Source organism: Trinickia sp. (assembly GCF_057351765.1).
In genome coordinates this window covers 1-18,513 of the sequence record NZ_JBMRBK010000074.1, presented here as the reverse complement: position 1 = coordinate 18,513, position 18,513 = coordinate 1, and the positions used below count along the sequence as shown (strand labels likewise).

Annotated in this window: 16 protein-coding genes; 3 read left to right on the top strand and 13 right to left on the bottom strand. The window is 65.7% G+C overall.

Annotation, left to right across the window (positions count from 1 at the left end):
* Positions 1 to 580 precede the first annotated feature (580 nt).
* Together ACO1XS_RS20485 and ACO1XS_RS20480 are read right to left on the bottom strand one after the other, a co-directional pair.
* The gene (locus tag ACO1XS_RS20485; RefSeq protein ID WP_440563615.1) at positions 581 to 1,081 is read right to left on the bottom strand and encodes a PRC-barrel domain-containing protein; all 501 of its coding nucleotides are present in this window, start codon (positions 1,079 to 1,081) and stop codon (positions 581 to 583) included.
* Positions 1,082 to 1,125: 44 nt separating this feature from the next.
* Positions 1,126 to 1,359 carry a DUF2795 domain-containing protein gene (locus ACO1XS_RS20480; RefSeq protein ID WP_331566683.1) on the bottom strand — a complete coding sequence of 78 codons (234 nt, stop codon included), beginning with the start codon at positions 1,357 to 1,359 and terminating at the stop codon, positions 1,126 to 1,128.
* Between the two features lie 233 nt (positions 1,360 to 1,592).
* Here ACO1XS_RS20480 and tkt point away from each other — a divergent pair, with 233 nt between their 5' ends.
* Positions 1,593 to 3,686: a transketolase gene (gene tkt, locus ACO1XS_RS20475; protein WP_486391566.1), complete on the top strand. Its 2,094-nt coding sequence runs from the start codon at positions 1,593 to 1,595 to the stop codon at positions 3,684 to 3,686.
* 99 nt (positions 3,687 to 3,785) lie between these two features.
* Here tkt and ACO1XS_RS20470 read toward each other — a convergent pair whose 3' ends face one another.
* Positions 3,786 to 4,160 (bottom strand): hypothetical protein, encoded by a 375-nt coding sequence (locus ACO1XS_RS20470; RefSeq protein ID WP_486391565.1) that lies wholly within the window; start codon positions 4,158 to 4,160, stop codon positions 3,786 to 3,788.
* A 217-nt stretch (positions 4,161 to 4,377) separates the two neighbouring features.
* Between ACO1XS_RS20470 and ACO1XS_RS20465 the strand changes: the two genes are divergently transcribed.
* Positions 4,378 to 7,074, top strand: coding sequence for an ATP-binding cassette domain-containing protein (locus tag ACO1XS_RS20465; protein WP_486391564.1), 2,697 nt, complete (start codon positions 4,378 to 4,380; stop codon positions 7,072 to 7,074).
* A 39-nt stretch (positions 7,075 to 7,113) separates the two neighbouring features.
* Here the strand turns inward: ACO1XS_RS20465 and ACO1XS_RS20460 are convergent, their stop codons facing one another.
* Genes ACO1XS_RS20460 through ACO1XS_RS20425 form a run of 8 tightly spaced genes read right to left on the bottom strand, consistent with a single transcriptional unit; the run spans position 7,114 to position 16,123 of the window.
* On the bottom strand, positions 7,114 to 8,082 hold the full coding sequence (locus ACO1XS_RS20460; protein WP_486391563.1) for a UDP-glucuronic acid decarboxylase family protein: 969 nt from the start codon (positions 8,080 to 8,082) through the stop codon (positions 7,114 to 7,116).
* Positions 8,083 to 8,095: 13 nt separating this feature from the next.
* Positions 8,096 to 9,049, bottom strand: a complete 954-nt coding sequence (locus ACO1XS_RS20455) for a glycosyltransferase (RefSeq protein WP_331566692.1) — start codon at positions 9,047 to 9,049, stop codon at positions 8,096 to 8,098.
* Entirely contained in the window at positions 9,039 to 10,184 is a 1,146-nt protein-coding gene (locus ACO1XS_RS20450) for a glycosyltransferase family 9 protein (RefSeq protein WP_486391562.1), read from the bottom strand. Before ACO1XS_RS20450 ends, ACO1XS_RS20455 begins: the two co-directional genes overlap by 11 nt.
* On the bottom strand, positions 10,172 to 11,146 hold the full coding sequence (locus ACO1XS_RS20445) for a glycosyltransferase family 2 protein (RefSeq protein ID WP_486391567.1): 975 nt from the start codon (positions 11,144 to 11,146) through the stop codon (positions 10,172 to 10,174). Before ACO1XS_RS20445 ends, ACO1XS_RS20450 begins: the two co-directional genes overlap by 13 nt.
* Positions 11,147 to 11,178: 32 nt before the next feature.
* Positions 11,179 to 12,948 carry a carbamoyltransferase family protein gene (locus ACO1XS_RS20440; RefSeq protein ID WP_486391561.1) on the bottom strand — a complete coding sequence of 590 codons (1,770 nt, stop codon included), beginning with the start codon at positions 12,946 to 12,948 and terminating at the stop codon, positions 11,179 to 11,181.
* 19 nt (positions 12,949 to 12,967) lie between these two features.
* A complete protein-coding gene (locus ACO1XS_RS20435; RefSeq protein ID WP_331566698.1) occupies positions 12,968 to 14,188 on the bottom strand; it encodes a glycosyltransferase family 9 protein in 1,221 nt (406 codons plus the stop codon).
* Complete coding sequence (locus tag ACO1XS_RS20430; RefSeq protein ID WP_331566700.1) at positions 14,185 to 14,799, bottom strand: D-glycero-alpha-D-manno-heptose-1,7-bisphosphate 7-phosphatase; 615 nt, start codon at positions 14,797 to 14,799, stop codon at positions 14,185 to 14,187. The genes ACO1XS_RS20435 and ACO1XS_RS20430 overlap by 4 nt, the downstream gene beginning before the upstream one ends.
* Positions 14,800 to 14,812: 13 nt before the next feature.
* The gene (locus ACO1XS_RS20425) at positions 14,813 to 16,123 is read right to left on the bottom strand and encodes a glycosyltransferase family 4 protein (RefSeq protein ID WP_486391560.1); all 1,311 of its coding nucleotides are present in this window, start codon (positions 16,121 to 16,123) and stop codon (positions 14,813 to 14,815) included.
* 309 nt (positions 16,124 to 16,432) lie between these two features.
* Here ACO1XS_RS20425 and ACO1XS_RS20420 point away from each other — a divergent pair, with 309 nt between their 5' ends.
* On the top strand, positions 16,433 to 17,380 hold the full coding sequence (locus ACO1XS_RS20420; RefSeq protein WP_486391559.1) for a glycosyltransferase family 2 protein: 948 nt from the start codon (positions 16,433 to 16,435) through the stop codon (positions 17,378 to 17,380).
* On the opposite strand, the gene ACO1XS_RS20415 is transcribed toward ACO1XS_RS20420, so the two are convergent.
* Both ACO1XS_RS20415 and ACO1XS_RS20410 read right to left on the bottom strand, forming a co-directional pair.
* Positions 17,323 to 18,039: a PIG-L family deacetylase gene (locus tag ACO1XS_RS20415; RefSeq protein WP_486391558.1), complete on the bottom strand. Its 717-nt coding sequence runs from the start codon at positions 18,037 to 18,039 to the stop codon at positions 17,323 to 17,325. The genes ACO1XS_RS20420 and ACO1XS_RS20415 overlap by 58 nt on opposite strands.
* 70 nt (positions 18,040 to 18,109) lie before the next feature.
* Positions 18,110 to 18,513, bottom strand: a 404-nt coding sequence (locus ACO1XS_RS20410; RefSeq protein WP_486391557.1) for a response regulator, incomplete at its 5' end; no start/stop codon positions are given.

Here is an 18,513-nt window from a genome sequence, read left to right as displayed (position 1 = left end):
TCAAGCTCGGATTCGCTACTGGAGCGATACTAATACCCCTCGTGGAACTTCGCAATATGGAATGGATTTCTCCGAAGCGAACCTGTTTGGTTTGCGAGGTAGGAATTCAACCAAAGCGTCATTTCGACCGATGTCAAGGATATCAATAAGAACGAATTGCTTGTCACCGGGCAGTAACGTTCCCGTGGCATGGAATAACAATATGACAACCCGGATATCGTCGTCATATATCGGATCTACGAATAAATGGTGGCGGAACTGTGATTTTTGCTGACTGCCGGCACGCGGATCTCGCGGTCCGGCATTTGCTGCGTTACACACGGCGGCTGGGCGCCGGTCTTTTAGGAGAACTGCTCATGCAAGACACCAACGAACCACATCCGGGAGACGAGGGCCCCCCGGACGCACCGGGTGTCGGCGAAACGCCGTGCCAGGCATGCCGCGGCACCGGCACTGTAGAGGGACAGCCCTGCACAGTCTGCGGCGGGACTGGCCGTGTGTTGCAGGGCATCGGTGGCGGATGAACGTATGCGGCTCAGACCGCCGCCGCAACGGCGGCGGTCCCAGGGCTGCCGACTACTCAGTGGTGAGGCTCGTCCCGGGGGACGGTGCCGCTCGGCATGTCGAGATCGCTATCCAGGTCGCTCACGCCCGAACCCCAATACGGCGCGGTCCCGTAATAGTCATGCAGTTCGCTGGCCCACGCCATGTCCGCCATGGCAGGCCAGTGGTCCTTGTCGAACCCCGGAGCATTCTTGACGGTGTCGGACGACACGGACAGTTGGAAGCACTTGCGGTCCGTATCGAGCGTGAGGGCCTTCCAAGGCAATGCGAGCAGCTTGTCGCCGATGCCGAGGAAGCCGCCCACGGACATCACGGCGTACGCAATGCGTCCCGTGTAGACGTCGAGCATGATCTCTTTGATCTTGCCGGCTTCGTTACCGTCGGAGCACATGACCTTGTCGCCTTCCAGGGTGCTGGCCGCCATCACATAGGGCCCCGGACCTTCGGCCGTTTCGCTGCCTTTGCCGACGATGCGCGTTTCACCTCTGCTGCCTAGTGGATCGGTTGAGATGGGCATAACTTTCTCCATTCTGTTAATCGAATCGATGTGCGGGCCGGCGCTCAGTGTTGCCGGCTGATTGCCTTCGATACCGCGGCCGGGCTGTCGTAATCCTTATCGGGCAGGTTATCGATCAGCTCGACGATCTCGCGATCGGCATGGTGGGATCGCGCCACTTCGGCAAGGTGCGCGCGGGTCGTCGGGTAGTCGACGCCGGCGAGCGCCTTTTGAATCTCGACTGGCGATGGTTGTCCCGAATGCCGCTGATGCTGCGAATGCGCTGGATGTTGCGCCATGTACGCCTCCTTGTGCGCGGGTTGGACATATCCGGTATCCAGCAACCGCCGTTCCATGAAACGCTGGACGCGCGACGCGGCGGGGCTCGGGGAGGCCATGAAAAACCTGCACCGGCGCTGCACACATTGCCGGACTGGGAGACGCGCGACGGGCGGCTGTCCGGGGCCGATAGGTACATGCGTTGCTGCACTCCTATGATCAGTCCGCTTACTGCCTTGCGAGGAAAACCCCCATGCAACGAGACCCGAGGCTCGATCGGTTGGCGATCGACACTATTCGCACGCTGGCCATGGATGCAGTGCAAAAGGCGAACTCCGGACACCCCGGCACGCCGATGGCGCTCGCGCCGGTCATGTACGAGCTCTGGCAGCACCATCTGCGCTACGACCCTCAAAAGCCGTTGTGGCCCAACCGCGATCGGTTCGTGCTGTCGGTAGGACATGCATCGATGCTGCTCTATGCGACTCTCCATCTCGCCGGCGTGAAGGCTGTCGACGACGAGGGCCAGGCGACCGACGATCCCGCTGTTTCGCTCCAGGACATCGAGCACTTTCGGCAATTGGACAGCAAAACGCCGGGACATCCCGAGTATCGAATGACGACCGGCGTCGAAACGACGACGGGGCCGCTCGGCCAAGGTCTCGGCAATAGCGTCGGCATGGCGATAGCGGGACGCTGGTTTGCCGCGCGTTTCAACCGCGACGACCTCGATCTTTTCGACTACCGGGTCTATGCGCTGGCCGGCGATGGCGACATGATGGAAGGTGTTTCTCACGAGGCGGCATCATTGGCCGGTCACCTGCGGCTCGGCAATCTGATTTGGATCTATGACAGCAATGGCATCACCATCGAAGGCCACACGGACCTTGCCTACAGCGACGATGTGGAAACGCGGTTTCGCGGCTACGGATGGCATACGCTGCATGTCGACGACGCCAATGACACGGCTGCATTCGACGCCGCATTGACGCAGGCAGAGTCGACGAACGACGCTCCGACGCTGATCGTGGTCAAGAGCGTCATCGCCTGGGGGGCGCCGAACAAGCAGGATACCGCCGCGGCGCACGGCGAGGCCTTGGGTGCCGAGGAAGTCGCACTGGCAAAACGCGCTTATGGCTGGCCGGAAGACAAGCAGTTCTACGTGCCGCCCGGTGTGCGCGAACGGTTTGCGCAGGGCGTCGGCGCCCGCGGCGAGGCGGCGCGGCGCGAATGGGAGCAGCGCCGCGAAGCCTATGCGCAGCGCTATCCGGACCTCGCTCGCGAGCTCTCGCAAATCGAAGCGCATACGTTGCCGGACGGGTGGGATGCCGATATTCCGACGTTCGACCCCGATACGAAAGGCGCTGCGACGCGCGAATCGTCCGGTAAAGTCCTCAATGCCATCGCGGCGCGCGTGCCGTGGATCATCGGCGGCGCCGCCGACCTGGCGCCTTCGACGAAAACGCTGCTCAAGTTCGAAGGCGCGGGCAGCCTCAGTCGCGACGATCCGGGTGGGCGCAATCTGCATTTCGGCGTGCGGGAACATGCGATGGGGGCGGTCTGTAACGGCCTCGCGCTTTCGAACCTGAGGCCGTTCGCTGCAACGTTCCTCATCTTCAGCGACTACATGAAGCCGCCGATCAGGTTGGCGGCGATCATGGAGGTACCGGTCGTCTACGTATTCACCCACGATTCGATCGGACTGGGCGAGGACGGCCCCACACATCAACCGGTGGAGCAACTCGCCTCGTTGCGCGGCATTCCGGGGCTGACCGTGCTGCGCCCCGCCGATGCGAACGAGGTCAGCGAAGCCTGGCGGATTGCGCTGTCGCAACCGTACCGCCCCACCGCGCTCGTCTTGTCGCGCCAGCCGTTGCCGACTTTCGACCGGACGCGCTACGCGCCGGCGGACGGTGTACGGCGCGGCGCCTATGTGCTCGCCGATCCGCCCGATGCGAGCGCCCCGCAGGTGCTGCTGCTCGCCACGGGCAGCGAGGTATCGGTATGCATCGAAACGTACGAGCGGCTGACACGCGAAGGCATTGCGGCGCGCGTCGTCTCGATGCCGTCATGGGATATCTTCGAGCGGCAGGACGAGGCCTATCGCGACAGTGTGCTGCCGCCAGAAGTGGAAGCGCGTGTGGCGGTCGAACAGGCAGCGACGCTCGGTTGGGACAGATACGTGGGGCGCACGGGCGCTCGAATCGGGATGCATACGTTTGGCGCATCCGCCCCCATGCAGGACCTTCAACGCAAATTCGGGTTCACGCCCGAATGCGTTTACGACGCCGCCAAGCGGCAGCTCGCACGTACGGTCGCGACGAGGGGCCTGCACGGGGAAAGCTGAGCTGCCGGGGAAATCGGTTTACGGGCGCGTCCGCACGGACGCGCCGGCTCGACGCCGGGGCCCGACGCATCGCGCGCCGGGCCTCCGGGAACTCATGCGTCACTCATGACCTTGATCCGGCGGGCTCTGAGGCGTCTTCGGACCATATGTGCCGTTGGTCGTGTCCGGGGTCTGTTCGTCGGTGCTGCGCGGTTGCATCGTCGAGTTGCTGCCCGCGCCCATGCCCGTCGTGCCAGGCGAACCGTAGCCGCCCCGGTCCCGGTTGCTTCGCATGTGTTGACGCTTGGACGGCGTATTGAGCGTGCTGCCGTCCGGCGAGGCGCCCGCACCCCGGCCGCCCACCGCGCCGGTCGAGTTGCCGCCTGCGCCGCCGCCCGTGCCCGCCGGGCCGCCGCCGGCTGCTTGCGCGTACACGCCGCTCGCGCATGCGATGGCGAGCGCCGAAGCAAGTAAGGTCTTCGTCGTGGATTTCATCGTGATTCCTCCATCGAAAGGTTTTTCCTATGCGCGTCGGATTTCGCACGCATGGGAAGACCCGCAAGCACCATGCCTCGAAGCGCTTCCGACGTACCCGGGAACGCCCATTGCAGCGCACCGACGACAGCGCAAGCTTGCAATTTTGCGTGTCCGGGCATGGATAGGCCGCTATGATCGCCGTAACCGAAACTGACGACGCTGTTCGAGTGGATACGTGAGAGACCCCGCTGCCGCCCGCGCCAGGCTCAAGCGGCGCATTGCCGGCGACCTGTGGCAGGCCGTCTGGCGTTACCGGAAAGAGACGCTCGGCGCCACCGCGCTGATGATCGCGGCGAAGCTCGCGGGCGTATCGGTCCCGCTGGCACTGCGCTCGCTCGTCGACGATCTCGGCCACCGCACGCCGCTCGCGCTCATTCCCGTTTTCCTGGTGCTCGCGTACGCGCTGCTGCGCTTTTTAGGCGACGCATTCGGCGAGGCGAGGGACGTCGTTTTCAGCACCGTCACTCAGCACACGGTGGCCTCGCTCGCCGAGCGCACGTTTGCGCGCCTGCATCGCCTCGGCGCCCGCTTCCATGCCAAACGCGAGACGGGCTCCATCGTGCGCGACGTGCAGAAAGGAACCGATGGCATCGGCTACCTGCTTGGCGTCGGCTTGTTCACGATCCTGCCGGCGTTGATCGAGATTGCCAGCATCATCGGCATCATGGTGCTGAACTTCACCGCGACGTTCATCTGGATCATTGCCGGCACGCTGGTGGCGTACTCGACCTACACGATGATCTTCACGCGCCGGCGCATGACCGTGCAGCGCGAGGTCAACCGGCTCGAGTCGGCAGCGGACAGTCGCCTCGTCGACAGCATGCTCAACTATGACACGGTGAAGTATTTTGCCGCCGAGGAGGTCGAGAGCGAGCGGTATCGTGGTGTGCTCGCGGGGTGGGTGCTCGCCCGCCTGCGTAATCAGCGCGCACTCACGGCACTGCACCTCGGCCAGAGTGCGATCGTCTGTCTCGGGATTGCGGCCACGATGCTGCTCGCCGTGCAGTATGTGGCGGCGGCGCGGATGACCGTGGGCGATCTCGTGCTCGTGAACGCATATATCGTGCAGGTCTGCATGCCGCTGAACACGCTGGGCTTCGTCTTCCGCGAAACCAACGACGCACTCGTCAACGTAGAGCGCATGTTCGCGGTGCTCGCGGGCGACGAGCACGGCGAACATGCGGACGAGCTGGAGGATCGCGATGCGTCCGGCGCGCAACCGATCGTCGTGGGCGCCGGCGAGATCGTGTTCGACCATGTCGACTTCGGCTATGACTCCGCGCGGCAGATCCTGCACGAGGTCAGTTTTCGGGCGACACCGGGCCGCACGCTCGCTGTGGTCGGGGGCAGCGGGTCCGGGAAGTCGACGCTGGTGCGGCTGCTCTTTCGGCTCTACGCGCCGGCCCGTGGGCGCATTTCCATCGACGGCCAGGATGTGGCGAACGTGACGCGCCGCACGCTCAGGGAGGCGATCGGCATCGTGCCGCAGGACACGGTGCTCTTTAACGAGACCATCGCTTACAACATCGGCTATGGGCGGGCGAGGGCGACCCGTGCCGATATCGTGCGCGCTGCGCGTGCGGCCCAGCTCGACGAGTTCGTCGAACGGCTGCCCGATCATTACGACACGCGAGTCGGTGAACGCGGCCTGAGGCTGTCCGGCGGCGAACGCCAACGCATCGCCATCGCGCGCGCATTCTTGAAGGACCCGCCCATCATCGTCTTCGACGAAGCCACGTCCGCGCTCGACACGCGCTCCGAGCGCGCGATCCAGAACGAGTTCCGTCGCCTATCCGAGGGGCGCACGTCGATCGTGATCGCCCATCGGCTTTCGACGATCGTCGATGCCGACAAGATTCTCGTGATGGAGCACGGACGCATCGTCGAACAAGGCACGCACAACGAACTGCTCGGGCGGCGCGACGGCGTCTACGCCCGCATGTGGGCGTTGCAGCGCGAACAGGGCGAGCTCGAACACGCGCAGCGCAAGCTTGCCGCGCACCCGCTGCCGATCGGCGAGCTCGCCGCCGCGATTGCGGCACGCGTCGCCACAAAGGCGGCAGCACGCGGTGTCGCGTTCGAGACGGACGTCGCCGATGCGACGCTGCCCGTCACCGGCGAGATCGAGGAGATCGAGCACGCGGTGGCGATGTTGTGTGCCAACGAGATCGAGCATGCGTCCGCCGGCGAACGCGTCGTGTTGCGCGCGCAACGCATGGAGAACGTCGTCTGGCTCGTGGTGCTCGGTGCCCACGCGGAGCCCGCGCCGCTGACGGACGAGCAGGCCATGGAGGCCGAGCGTGTGCTCGGGGACGCCGGCGGCACGTTCATGCCGAGGCCATTCGAGACGCGCGTGGCCTATGTCGCTGCATTGCCGCTCGTACCCGTCGTGCCGGCCGTCGCCCCTTGGGTCCTGACAAAGCCGGACACGGAGCGCGCGCCAGGCCCGGCCGCCGGAGCACGCCGTCTGCTTCCGCTCGACGGTATCGCGGTGCTTGCGATCGACGATGACGAGGAGGCGCGCGACGCGCTCGAAGCCGCGCTCGTCGCGAACGGCGCGACGGTCGAGTTGGCCGGGACCGGCACCGATGCGCTTGCGCGGCTCGAGCGCACGGCGCCATCGCAATGGCCGGGGGTCGTCGTATGCGATGTCACGTTGTCCGATGAGGACGGATGCGACGTGTTGTCGCGGATTCGCGAATTGGCCAGACGGCATACTGCGACGCCGCCGCCCGCCATTGCGCTGACGGGCCATGCCGACGGCGCGACGCGCGAGCGTACGCAGCGCGCCGGATTCGATGCGCATCTCGTCAAGCCCGTACAGATCGACGCGCTGGCCGAAGAGATTCAGCGGCTCGCTGCGAACGCCTGACGAAGACGTCGGTGCCTACTGAAGACCCATTGCCGTCGGTCAACTCGGCGTCACGCCCGACACCAGTCTTTCCCGGAAGTGCATGGCCGTCTTGCGCAATCCCGCGTCGAGCGTCGTCGTCGGTTCCCAGCCGATCAATGCGCGCGCCGCGGAAATGTCCGGCTGCCGATGCCACGGGTCGTCTATCGGTAGCGGCCGAAATGTAATCTCGCTCGACGAGTCCGTCGCGCGCAGCACGTGCCCGGCGAGCTCCAGCATCGTGACCTCGTGCGGGTTACCGAGATTGACGGGATGGCACGTCCCGTCTGGCGCATCCATGAGGCGGATGAACGCATCGATCATGTCGTCGACGTAGCAAAGCGAGCGCGTTTGCGAGCCGTCGCCGTAGACCGTCAGAGGCTCGCCCGACAGCGCCTGAACCATGAAGTTCGAGACCACACGCCCGTCCGCCGGGTGCATGCGCGGACCGTACGTATTGAAGATGCGGGCGATGCGTATTTCGAGCCCATACTGACGGTGATAGTCCGCGAAGAGCGTTTCCGCGCAGCGCTTGCCTTCGTCGTAGCAGGAACGGGGGCCGATGGGGTTCACATGACCCCAGTAGTCTTCCTTTTGAGGGTGTACGCGTGCATCGCCATAGACTTCGCTCGTCGACGCTTGAAAGATCTTCGCGCGTACGCGTTTTGCGAGCCCGAGCATGTTGATCGCGCCATGTACGCTGGTTTTCGTGGTGCGTACCGGATCGTATTGATAATGGACGGGCGACGCAGGACAGGCGAGGTTGTAGATTTCGTCGACCTCGACATACAGCGGAAACGTCACGTCGTGGCGCATCAATTCGAAGTTGGCGCGTGGCAACAGGTGCGCGACGTTTTCACGCGTGCCGGTAAAGAAGTTGTCCACGCAGAGCACGTCGTGGCCCGCGTCGACCAGTCGCTCGCACAGGTGCGAGCCGAGAAAGCCCGCACCGCCTGTCACGAGTATTCGCTTTCGATCGAGTTCCTTCACGTCTTTTCTCCGGTTAGGCGGTGACCTCGCGTAGCACGCGACACCAGTCTTCGACGAAGCGGCCGATGGAAAAGCGCTCGAGCGCGACGCGGCGCGCGCCGTCGCCGAGCCGCCTGGCTTCGCCGCGATCGCGCAGCAGGCACTGCATGTCTTGCACGAGCGAATCGACATCGGTCGAGATGAAGCCGCTCTCGCCATTTTTGATTACGGTGACGAGCTCGGTTGTCGCCAGCCCGACGATCGGCATGCCGATCGTCATCGCTTCGACGATCGCGAGCCCGAGGCTCGTCCAACGGATCGGGTTGAAGAAGAGCCGGTAGCGGGCGCAAAACGCGGCGAGATCGAGATTGCCGATTTCGCCGAGCCCGCCGGCGCTTTGCGCATCCATGCCGACGAGATCGAGCGGGACGCGCTCGGCCACGCTTCGGTAGATGTCGGCGCCGAGCCGGCGTCCGCGGCTCGCGAGATTGTTGATGACCACGATGCCGCGTTCGAGTTCGCCCGTATAACGGACACCCTCGGGCACGACGACGCCATGCTCGATGACCCGTGTCGGCGTATCGCCGCAATCCCACATCAGTCGATTGAACGGCGTCACGTGAACGATGAGCGTGCTCGGATCGTCGACCCAGTGCCGTTCGCAAAACGGATTGCGCTGGGGCGGATCGTGCTCGAGATAGATGCGCGGCAGCGCGCGCTGGGCGTCGGACAACACCTCGAGGCGGTCCGTCTCCCAGTGCTCGCGATGCTGATACAACACAACATCGAATTCGCGTGCGGCAACCTCCTGTGCGTCGACCTCATGAACGTTGTCACCCCAGGGCAACACGCCTGTTCTCCCGGCATGGCCCGGCGGATTGCCGGGGCGCGTGACGAGCCAGAAATCGTGAGGCGCTTGCGTCAGGTAATAGAGATAGTTGCCGTGCACGTGCCAGGTCAGCACACGCAGTCTGCGCTCAGTTCGCATGCCTTTCCTCCCTCGCGGGTGTACCGCGCATGTGCAGCACGCCGGGCGCGCCCCGGCGCGTGCGCATGCGATGCGCCAGTTGAGCGAGCGCCTCGCTCACGACGCTCTCGACGCTGACGTTGCGCGCGCACTCGTGCTCGTACGGACACTCGCGAAACGCGCAGGGACGGCATGGCGGATAGTCCGCCAGCACATGATGAAGCGCGTGATCGAGCGGTGCCCAACGGCGCGTGTCGCTGCCCGAGGCGATGACCGTGCTTGGCGTGCACATGGCGGCCGCCAGATGCGAAATGCCCGTGTCGTTGCAGACGACGAGCCGCGCATGCGCGACGAGCGCGGCCAGTCCGCCAAGCGACGTGGCGCCCGCGAGATGGAGCGCCGGGGCCGTCATGGCGCCCAGTACCGCCGCGGTGATGTTCGCTTCGTGCGACGTGCCCGTGATCGCGATTTGCCAGCCCTGTTCCGAGAGCGCATCGGCGACTTCGGCGAAGCGGGCGGCCGGCCATCGGCGCGACGGCAGCTGCGCCCCGGGATGCAGCAAGACGAGCCGCTCCGGCTCGATCCCGTGCAGTGCTTCAAGCGCGGCATACTCGGCGCGGTCCTGCGCGGTGAGCGGAAACCAGAGCGTATCGTCGGCCGCGGGAAGCCCGAGCGCCCGCACGAGGGCCAGGTATCGACGCGGCTCCGGTAGCGCGTCGGGCCATGCCAGGAGCCCGGGTGCGGGCGCTTCGTGCGGCTCGATGAAGCCCGCGCACGCTCTCGCGCCCAACTGGCCGACGATCGCATTGGCGGGGCCGCCGCTGCCATGCATCTGAATAGCCAGATCGAAGCGGCGCCGGCGCATGGCCGCAAAAAACGCCGGCAGGCCAGCCTCGCTTTCTTCCTGCTCGGGAAAGCCGGGTGCGCCCGGAAAGACGACGAGTTCGTCGACGAGCGAGCTGAAGCGCTCCACGAATTGCGTCGCCCAAGGCAGGCCGATCAGCGTGATATAGGCCTGCGGCCAGGCAGCGCGCAGCGCGCGCAGCGCAGGCACGGCGCACAACATGTCGCCCAATTGGAGCGCGCGGAATACCGCGACGCGGCTCGGCGCCGGAAAAATCGGCACGGCTGGCGCAGTGTCGTTCAGAGGAACCATGTTCGGTAGCTCAAGGCGCCGCGAAGACGCCAGTAGATCGATAGGAACGGAATCAGCGCCGATGTCGCGGCCATTTCGGCGATATGTGGCCAGGCGCGAGAGCGCCCCTGCATACGAAGGGCGAAAAACCGCGTCGTCAGCGCAAGCCAGATCAGCGCGGCACCGCAGGCGGCCCACGGCGCACCGGCCGCTGCGCAGCCCAGCGCGACGAGCGCTGCCGCCACCGTGGCGTAATAGTCGATGGGCGGCCTGGCGGCGATGCGGCGCTTGTACAAATCGCGATGCTTGTTGTAAAGAAGCGCCTCGAATCGGCTCTTCTTCTGCTGCGCGAGGCTGACACCCCAGCGTGCCGGGCGCACCGGATGCAGCACGAGCGCATCGGTTGCCTGAACGATGCGCGCTCCGATGGAAAGCAGCGCAAATTGCAGGTCGGAGTCCTCGCGCCATGCCGACGTGAAGCGCTCGTCGAATCCCCCGACGGCAACGAGTGCGTCGCGACGCACGAATGCGTTGGCGGTGGCGAATTCGGCTCGTTCGAGCCCGCTCGCATCGGCTTCGTAGTCGGTCGGCTGAGGCGGCAGTGGCACGACGATCTTGCCGGCCGCGGCGCCCACACCGTCGGTCAGCGCGGCGAGGCCGCGTTCGAGCCAGTGCGCGTCGGGTATCGTGTCGTCGTCGGTAAAAGCAACGACCGGCGCACGCGCATGTCGCCAACCCGCGTTTCGCGCGGCGGCCGGACCTTGTGTCGCGCGAATCGGCAGGTAGTCGATGTGCAAGCTGCGTTCGCTCTGCGCGCGCGCGAAGCGCTGCGTCAGCTCGAAGGTGGCGTCATCCGGACCGTCGTCGCAGACGACGATCTCGTAGCGGTACGGCGCCAGGGTCTGATGCGTGAGCGCATTCAGGCACCGTTCGAGCAGATCGGGTCGCCGCCAGGTGGGCACCACCACCGATATCTCGGGCATCGACGCGGCGTGGGCTTGCGGATCGCGCACGTTCACCCGGCCCTCCCGCTCGCAGCATCCTTGGCCTTCGTGATCAGAAACGGTCCGATCACGAGCGCGTCGAGCGGAGACGTCCAGAACGACTCGAGCGCGTCGCGCGGCGAATTGACCATCGGCTCCCCGCGCGTGTTGAACGACGTATTGACGAGAATCGGCACGCCCGTGCGTGCGTGAAACGCCGCGAGCAGGTCGTAGTAGAGGGGATGCTGCGTTCGGTTGATGGTCTGGATGCGGGCGGTGCCGTCGACATGACGGACCGCTGGAATCCGCTCGGCGCGATCGGGCCGGACATCGAAGATGAACAACATGAAAGGTGCCTTGCGTGCGCCGACGAACCAGTCGGCCGCATGCTCTTCCATCACGACCGGCGCGACGGGGCGGAAATCTTCGCGATCCTTGATCTCGTTGAGTTTTGCCTGCATGCCGGGATCGATCGGCGACGCGAGAATCGAGCGCGCGCCGAGCGCCCGCGGCCCGAATTCGGTACGGCCCTGGTACCAGCCGATGACGTTGCCGGCCGCCAACAATTCCGCCGTCTCGCCGGCGATATCGGTCAAGCGCCTGAACGGCAGTTTCGACCAGCGTAAAAACGCCTCGATTTCAGCATCGGAATAAGCGGGGCCCAGGTAGGCATGATCCATCGCCCACCGGCGTTCGTGGTCGCCCTGGCGGCTGCGCTCGCGCGAGTCGATCCAGAGCGCCGCGCCCAGTGCCGTGCCCGCGTCGCCCGCGGCCGGCTGCACCCAGACCTCCTCGAACGGGCCGCGATCGCGGATGAACGAATTCATCACGCAATTGAGCGCAACGCCTCCGGCCATGGCGAGGCGAGGCAGACCGGTGCGCTCATGCAGCCACTGCGCCAACTGCAGCACCGTCTCTTGCAACACGCACTGCAACGATGCCGCGATGTCGTAGTGACGGGCCTCGAGCGGTCCGCCCCGTTCGCGCGGCGCACCGAAGCGTTCGACGAGACGTGGCGCTTCGACGGTATAGCTGCCATCGCCGCGATAACGGACGATTTCACGGAACACGTCGGCATGGACCGGCTTGCCGAACGCGGCGAGCGCCATGACCTTGTACTCGTCGGAGGAGTGCAAAAAGCCGAGCCAGTCGGTCACGGCCTCGTAGAGCAGCCCGAGCGAATGCGGCAGCTCGACTTGCTTGATACGTTTGTATTGCCCGCCGACGTATTGGCCGAGGCTCGTCGTTACGCCTTCGCCGCGGCCGTCCATCGTGAGCACGGCCGTATCGCCACCCGGCGCGGCGAGAAACGCGCTGGCCTCATGGGCGAGATGGTGTTCGACGTAGTGCCAGGCGAAGCGATGGCCGCCCTTGGCTGCCCGGAAACGTTTGGCCAGGTGGTGCGGCGCGCCGTCGATGAGTTGTGCCCGCGCGTTGACGATGTAGCTCAGAAAGAGCGGATCCCATGGCGACGTACTCGGATCGCCCGGTTGCTCCAAACCGGGTTCGAGCGGCAGCGCGATCGAGGCGCGGCCGGCGCGCGTTGCCGCGGGCATGATCGGCAGGAGCGCCGGATCGTAAGAGTAGGCCACATGATCCACGTCGGCCAGTGAGATGCCGGCTTCCTTCAAGCAATAATCGATTGCATCGAATGGGAGTTGCCAGGTCGAGAACGGTACTGGACGCTTCCCATGCTTCACATGAGTGAAGCGTTCGTCTTCGGCCGCGGCAAGCACTACCCCGTCGCGCACGATCACCGCGGCGCTGTCGTGATAAACGGCATTGATTCCCAGAGTATGCATGGCTGTCACTCGTCAATCGTCAAAAATCCGATGACACACGTTCGGGGGGAGGGGGAGTCGCTATCGACCGAACGGCATCAGGGGCGAGCATCGAAGCAGTGCGTCTGGCCGCGAGCTCGAGTGCGGCCGCGGCGACCTCGGCGGCCGGCACGCCGAGCAGGCAGGCATGATGGCCTTTCGGGCAGACGCTGCGATAACACCAGCGGCAGTCGACGTCGCGAAAGAGCACACGGTGTTCGGTTTGCCACGGCGTATGCTGCGGGTTGGTCAGTGCGTACAGATCCACGACGGGCGTGCCGAGCGCCGAGGCGAGATGGACGGGGCCGCTGTTATTGCTGACGAGCACGGCAGCGCGCTCGACCAGTGCACCGAGTTCGCCGATATTCAGTTGTCCTGACAGATCGTGCAGACGCGTCAGCGCCGCGGGCCCTGCAGCCGAAATGACCGACCGGATCAGTTCGCGTTCGTCGGCGCTGCCGGTCAGCAGGATCGGCAGTGCGCTCATGCGTGCCAGCCGGGCTACCGCTTCGCCGTAGCGTTCGGGCGGATAGCGGCGCGACGCGGCGCTCGCGCCTGGGTGAACGACGAACCACGGGCCGCGTGCCGCGATGCCGCGCGCCGCGAGCCGGCGCGTGAGCGTGCGTCGTGCCTGGGCACTCACGTCGAAGCGCATGCGCGTATCGCCGCAGCTCGCGCCGACCTGAGCGACCAATTGCAACTGTCGTTCCGCTTCGTGCCGCACGCCGTGTTGCGGCTCCGTTTCGCAGACCCAGTCGGTCAGGAGGCCATACGGGTTCTCGCGGCAATGCGCCAGCAGCCGCGGTATGCCCGCCAGGTAGCAGAGCATCGCGGCCGGCAGCGGATTCTGGCTGTAGACGGTGAAGATCGCCGCCGCGTCGAAGTGGCGCGCGCGCAGCGCGTCCACCATCGCGAGATCGGGCTCGGGATCGAGCGTGTCCTTGCAGCCGTGCCAGGGCGCATCGTAGCCGAGCACTTCGTCGACATCGCCGAGGAACGGCGCGAGCCCCGCGTTCGCCTTCGATGTCAGCAGCGTCAGATGCCGCCCCGGCACCGCCGCGCGCAAAGCGTGCAGAGCGGGCGTGGTCATCAGCACGTCGCCCATGCGATCGAGGCGCACGCAGAGAATGCGCTTGACCTCGGGGCCCCAGCGCGACGCGGTCGATTCGCGCGCATGCGCGTGCGCCGACGAGGGAGCCACCGAAAACGGCAGTGCGTTCATCCTGCGGCCCTCGCTGGCTCGATGGAGGCATGCGCCCGGGAGTGTTGTTGCTGAAGCGAATCGACGATGGCAAGCGCCGCTTCGCGCATGTCGTGCACACACAGCGTCGGCCGCCGCAGCGGGCCATCGCGCCATTCGGTCTCGTGGCCGTTGTCGATCAATACCGTTCGGCAGCCGGCCCGCGTGCCCGCTTCGACGTCATCTAGGATGTCGCCGACGAACCAGCTCGCACTGAGATCGAGACCGTGCTCGCGCGCGGCGCGCAGCAAAAGTCCGGGCGCCGGCTTGCGACAGGTGCAGGGGCCGGCATAAGGGGCGACGTGGCCGTGCGGATGATGAGGGCACCAGTAGGCGCCGGCGAGCACGGCGCCGCACGAGGCGAACATATCGCGCAGATGAGCTTGCATCGTATCGAGTGCACTGTGAGGAAAACGTCCGAGCGCGACACCGCCTTGATTGCTGACGACGACGAGCGTCACGCCGTGCGCCGCGAAAAGCCGCAGCGCGTCGGCCGCGCCGGGTGCAAACCGCATCGACGCGGGATCGACGTTATAAGGCACGTCTTCGAGCAACGTGCCGTCCTTGTCGAGCAATACTGCGGGCTTGAGCATGGCGGCGTCATGCTCAAACGCGGCCCGCGGCTGCGCGTGCGCCGCGTTGCTGCTTCTTCGCCCGTTCGCGGCGCAGATCCGTTACCGGGAGGTCTGCCGGGATGCGCGCCACGCGGCGATAGACGGCTTCGAGTTGGGCCGCGACGTGAGCCCACGTGAACTCGCGGTGAGCGCGAGCGAGCCCCGCTTCGCCCATGCGTGCGCCGAGCGCCGGATCGGCGGCGAGCTGCGCGAGCCGTTCGGCCAGCGCCATCGGGTCGCGCGGCGGCACGAGAAAGCCGGTTTCGGAATCGACGACCGAATAGCGGATACCGCCCACGTCCGCGCCGATCACCGGACGCGCGCATGCCATCGCTTCCAGTGGCGTGATGCCGAACGGCTCGTACCATGGCGTCGTCACGAACACATCGGCCGCGCCATAGTACTGACGCAGCTGGGCTCGCCCGCGCCGCCCGACGAACGTCACGTGCTCGGCCACGCCGCACTCCGCGGCCACGCCACGCAGGCGCGCGATTTCCGGTGTGGCGATTTCGTTGGGAAGATCGGCGTTGCCCCCCACGACGTACAGGTGAGCATCGACATCCCTGCGTTTGCGCAACAGCGCCAGGGCGCGAACGACATTGTCGATGCCCTTGCGTCGCACGATCCTGCCCAGCTGCAACACGGCGAACTGGTCATTCGGCCAGCCGAGGATCTTGCGCGCGAGCTCGCGCTCCATTGGCGCGAACTCGGCGGTATCGAAGCCGCAGGGGACGATCTCCACGCGTGACGGATCGACCGCATAGTGTTCGCGAAGGTCCGCGGCATCCTGCGGGCATTCGGCGATGACGACGTCGCTCTCCCGCACGAGTTGCGCTTCGATCGCAAAGCGCTCGTCGGGAAAGCCGTCGTCGGCGCCCTGATGGAGCCTGCGCACTTTGCCGAGCGCGTGGAACGTCATGACGAGCGGGATGCGCTGCGCGTGTTTCGCTTTGAGCGCCGCCAGACCCGACATGAAGAAATTGGCGTGAATCACGTCGTAAGGCCTCGATTCTCGTCGGCAAAAGCCGAGCAGAAAGTCGGCGAAGGCCGGCATATAGGGGAGGAGCGCTTCCTTCGGCATTTGCGTCGGCGGACCGGCCGGCACGTGGATCACCCGCACGCCGTCCATGTCCGAAATAGCAGGCAGCAAGGCGCGATCGCGCCGTGTGAACACATCGACGTCGTGCCCGGCACGCCGAAGTTGTCGAGCGACGTTGGCGACATAGATGTTTTGGCCGCCGCTGTCGACCCCGCCCGCGATGGCGAGCGGAGAGGCATGTTCACTGACCAGTGCGATTTTCATGTGATGTCCTTCATACGGAGACGGTGCAGGGCATTTCGCCGATGGCCTCCCTGGCAGGTACACACGCGAGGCCGTCTCCCGCCCCCGAGCATGCCCTGTGCCAATCGCATCCGGTCAAAGCTTCAGAAGCGCTGGTCAAGCGGCGCATCGCTTCTGTGTTCTTTACTCAACGAACGGCCACCGCCGCTCTTACCGGAACGATGTAATTAGGACGCACCTTTGCCGGCCGCCGCTTGGCGGGAATCGCTGGAGCACTTCTTGCTGCCGCGATGTCGTTCCCAGCCGGAACCGCAATGAGCGAGAGCCGAGATGAACGACCGAATCTCCGTAGTCGTGTTGACCCACAACCGCCTGCCCGAAGTGACGCGCACGGTGTCGCATCTGCTTTCGCTACCCGAAGCGCCGCCCGTCATCGTGGCGGACAACGGTTCGACGGATGGCACGGCGACCGCACTGCGCAAGCGCTTTCCCAACGTGCAGGTGATCGAGTGCGGCGCCAACCTCGGCGCGGCGGGGCGCAATCGTGCCGCGAAGCTCGCAAGAACGGACTACATCGCCTTCAGCGACGACGACACGGAATGGCAACCCGGTGCGCTCGACGAAGCGGTTCGCATACTCGATTCAGCGCCGCGCGTGGCGGTGATTTCGGGGCGTGTGCTCGTCGGCGAATCGCGCGAGCTCGATCCGACCTGCGCGCGCATGCGGGCAAGCCCGCTCGATCGGGCCGGCTTGCCCGGACCGGCGCTCGTGGGTTATATGGCCGGGGCCTGTGTATTCCGCGCGGCAGTGTTCCGGAAAGTGGGCGGGTACGAGCCGCGGCTTTTCATCGGCGGCGAGGAAGCGCTCGTTGCGCTGGATGTGCTCGATGCAGGCCACGCGATTGTCTATTGCGATGCCGTCGTGACCGTGCACCGGCCATCGGCTGCGCGTGACGCACCGTTGCGCCGGCGCATGCTCGCGCGCAACGCGGCGCTCGTGGCATGGCTGCGCCTGCCGCGCGGCGAAGCGTTGACGGCGAGCTTGCGCGCACTCGCCGCACTACGAGCAGGCGAACGCAATTTCCTCAGACATGCTGCCGCCTTGCTGCGCGATATCGGATGGGCTATGCGCAGGCGCCGTGCGGTGGGCGCCGCCGTCATGCGAATGTGCGAGCAGGTGCGGCAGGCCGAGCTGGCGGCGTTCGGCCGACGGGAGGCGCTTCAGCGGCTGCGGTCGGCGCGCCGATACACGCTGCGCGCGAGCGATAAACGCCAATAGCGCTCGGGTTCGACGAGATCGTTCGGATGGGCGTCGCCGAGCGCGCGCAGCTGGCTTCGATAGGCTCGCACGCTGCGCCATTTTTGCGCGGCGGCGCGCGCGCTTCGGACGGGCATGAGAATCTCGTCGGTGGCGGGTGTCGTCAGGATTCCCCTCGACGCGAGCGAACCGCGGCGCTCCAGCGCGATACGTCCGATGTGCCGATAGATTGCTTCCTCGTATGCGATGAGCGGGGCAACCTTCGCCGAGTCGAGCAATGCGCAGCAGGCGTCGGCAACGAGTACGTGGTCGGAATGATAGAGGCCGATCGGCGCGACGAAGGCGAGATGGCCACTTCGTTGCCATGCCTCGTCAAGCGCCGCGCTCACGGTCTCGATTGCCGGGCTTTGGCGGTATTGGCTGTCGGTAAACGCCAGCCGGATCGGCCGGGCATCGAGCAATGCGAGCGCGCGATCGTCTTCGCGCCTGCGCGCTTCCAATGCGGCGTCCGAATCGGCAAAGCCCGAGGCCTGGTCCCATGGTGTCGATAGAGCGGGCCGCGGTGCGCCCGCGAATACGGTGCAGACGATCGAGCCCGGGTGCATCGCGAGCAGCATGCCGCAGCTGAAAACGGCATCGTCGAGATGGGGCGAAACGACGAAAAGCGGCGAGGGACTCATGCGGCGGGAGTAGCGAGCCGGCGGTGGCAACGCAGGCTTGCGCCGCAAGTAAAATGCCCGCCGTTCCCGCTCAGGCCGCCAGGGCTTGGCGGATGGCGGATGCCAGATCGCCCGCCTGGAACTTGGCCACGTACCCCGTCGCACCCGCGTTCTTGACGTGCGCCTCGTTGGCCGTGCCCGTCAGCGACGAGTGAATGATGACGGGGATGTCGCAAGTGCGTTCGTCGGCCTTGATCTGCCGTGTCAGCATGAACCCGTCCATTTCCGGCATTTCGAGGTCGGTCAGCACCAGCGCGATCTTGTCGCGTGCGCGCACGCCTTCGTCCTGCGCTTCGCGGGAGATCTTGCTGAGAATGTCCCACGCCTCCTGACCCGTCTTGGCGATGATGTATTCGGCGCCGAGCGCGGCCAGGCTTTGCTCGATCAGCTTGCGGGCGAAACCGGAATCGTCGGCCGCCAGAATCTTCGCTCCGG

Excerpts from the sequence above, each read along its gene's own strand:
- ACO1XS_RS20485 (WP_440563615.1), bottom strand. The coding sequence starts at position 1,081 with ATGCCCATCTCAACCGATCCACTAGGCAGCAGAGGTGAAACGCGCATC.
- ACO1XS_RS20480 (WP_331566683.1), bottom strand. The coding sequence starts at position 1,359 with ATGGCGCAACATCCAGCGCATTCGCAGCATCAGCGGCATTCGGGACAA.
- tkt (WP_486391566.1), top strand. The coding sequence starts at position 1,593 with ATGCAACGAGACCCGAGGCTCGATCGGTTGGCGATCGACACTATTCGC.
- ACO1XS_RS20470 (WP_486391565.1), bottom strand. The coding sequence starts at position 4,160 with ATGAAATCCACGACGAAGACCTTACTTGCTTCGGCGCTCGCCATCGCA.
- ACO1XS_RS20455 (WP_331566692.1), bottom strand. The coding sequence starts at position 9,049 with ATGCGAACTGAGCGCAGACTGCGTGTGCTGACCTGGCACGTGCACGGC.
- ACO1XS_RS20450 (WP_486391562.1), bottom strand. The coding sequence starts at position 10,184 with ATGGTTCCTCTGAACGACACTGCGCCAGCCGTGCCGATTTTTCCGGCG.
- ACO1XS_RS20445 (WP_486391567.1), bottom strand. The coding sequence starts at position 11,146 with ATGCCCGAGATATCGGTGGTGGTGCCCACCTGGCGGCGACCCGATCTG.
- ACO1XS_RS20440 (WP_486391561.1), bottom strand. The coding sequence starts at position 12,948 with ATGCATACTCTGGGAATCAATGCCGTTTATCACGACAGCGCCGCGGTG.
- ACO1XS_RS20435 (WP_331566698.1), bottom strand. The coding sequence starts at position 14,188 with ATGAACGCACTGCCGTTTTCGGTGGCTCCCTCGTCGGCGCACGCGCAT.
- ACO1XS_RS20430 (WP_331566700.1), bottom strand. The coding sequence starts at position 14,799 with ATGCTCAAGCCCGCAGTATTGCTCGACAAGGACGGCACGTTGCTCGAA.
- ACO1XS_RS20425 (WP_486391560.1), bottom strand. The coding sequence starts at position 16,123 with ATGAAAATCGCACTGGTCAGTGAACATGCCTCTCCGCTCGCCATCGCG.
- ACO1XS_RS20420 (WP_486391559.1), top strand. The coding sequence starts at position 16,433 with ATGAACGACCGAATCTCCGTAGTCGTGTTGACCCACAACCGCCTGCCC.
- ACO1XS_RS20415 (WP_486391558.1), bottom strand. The coding sequence starts at position 18,039 with ATGAGTCCCTCGCCGCTTTTCGTCGTTTCGCCCCATCTCGACGATGCC.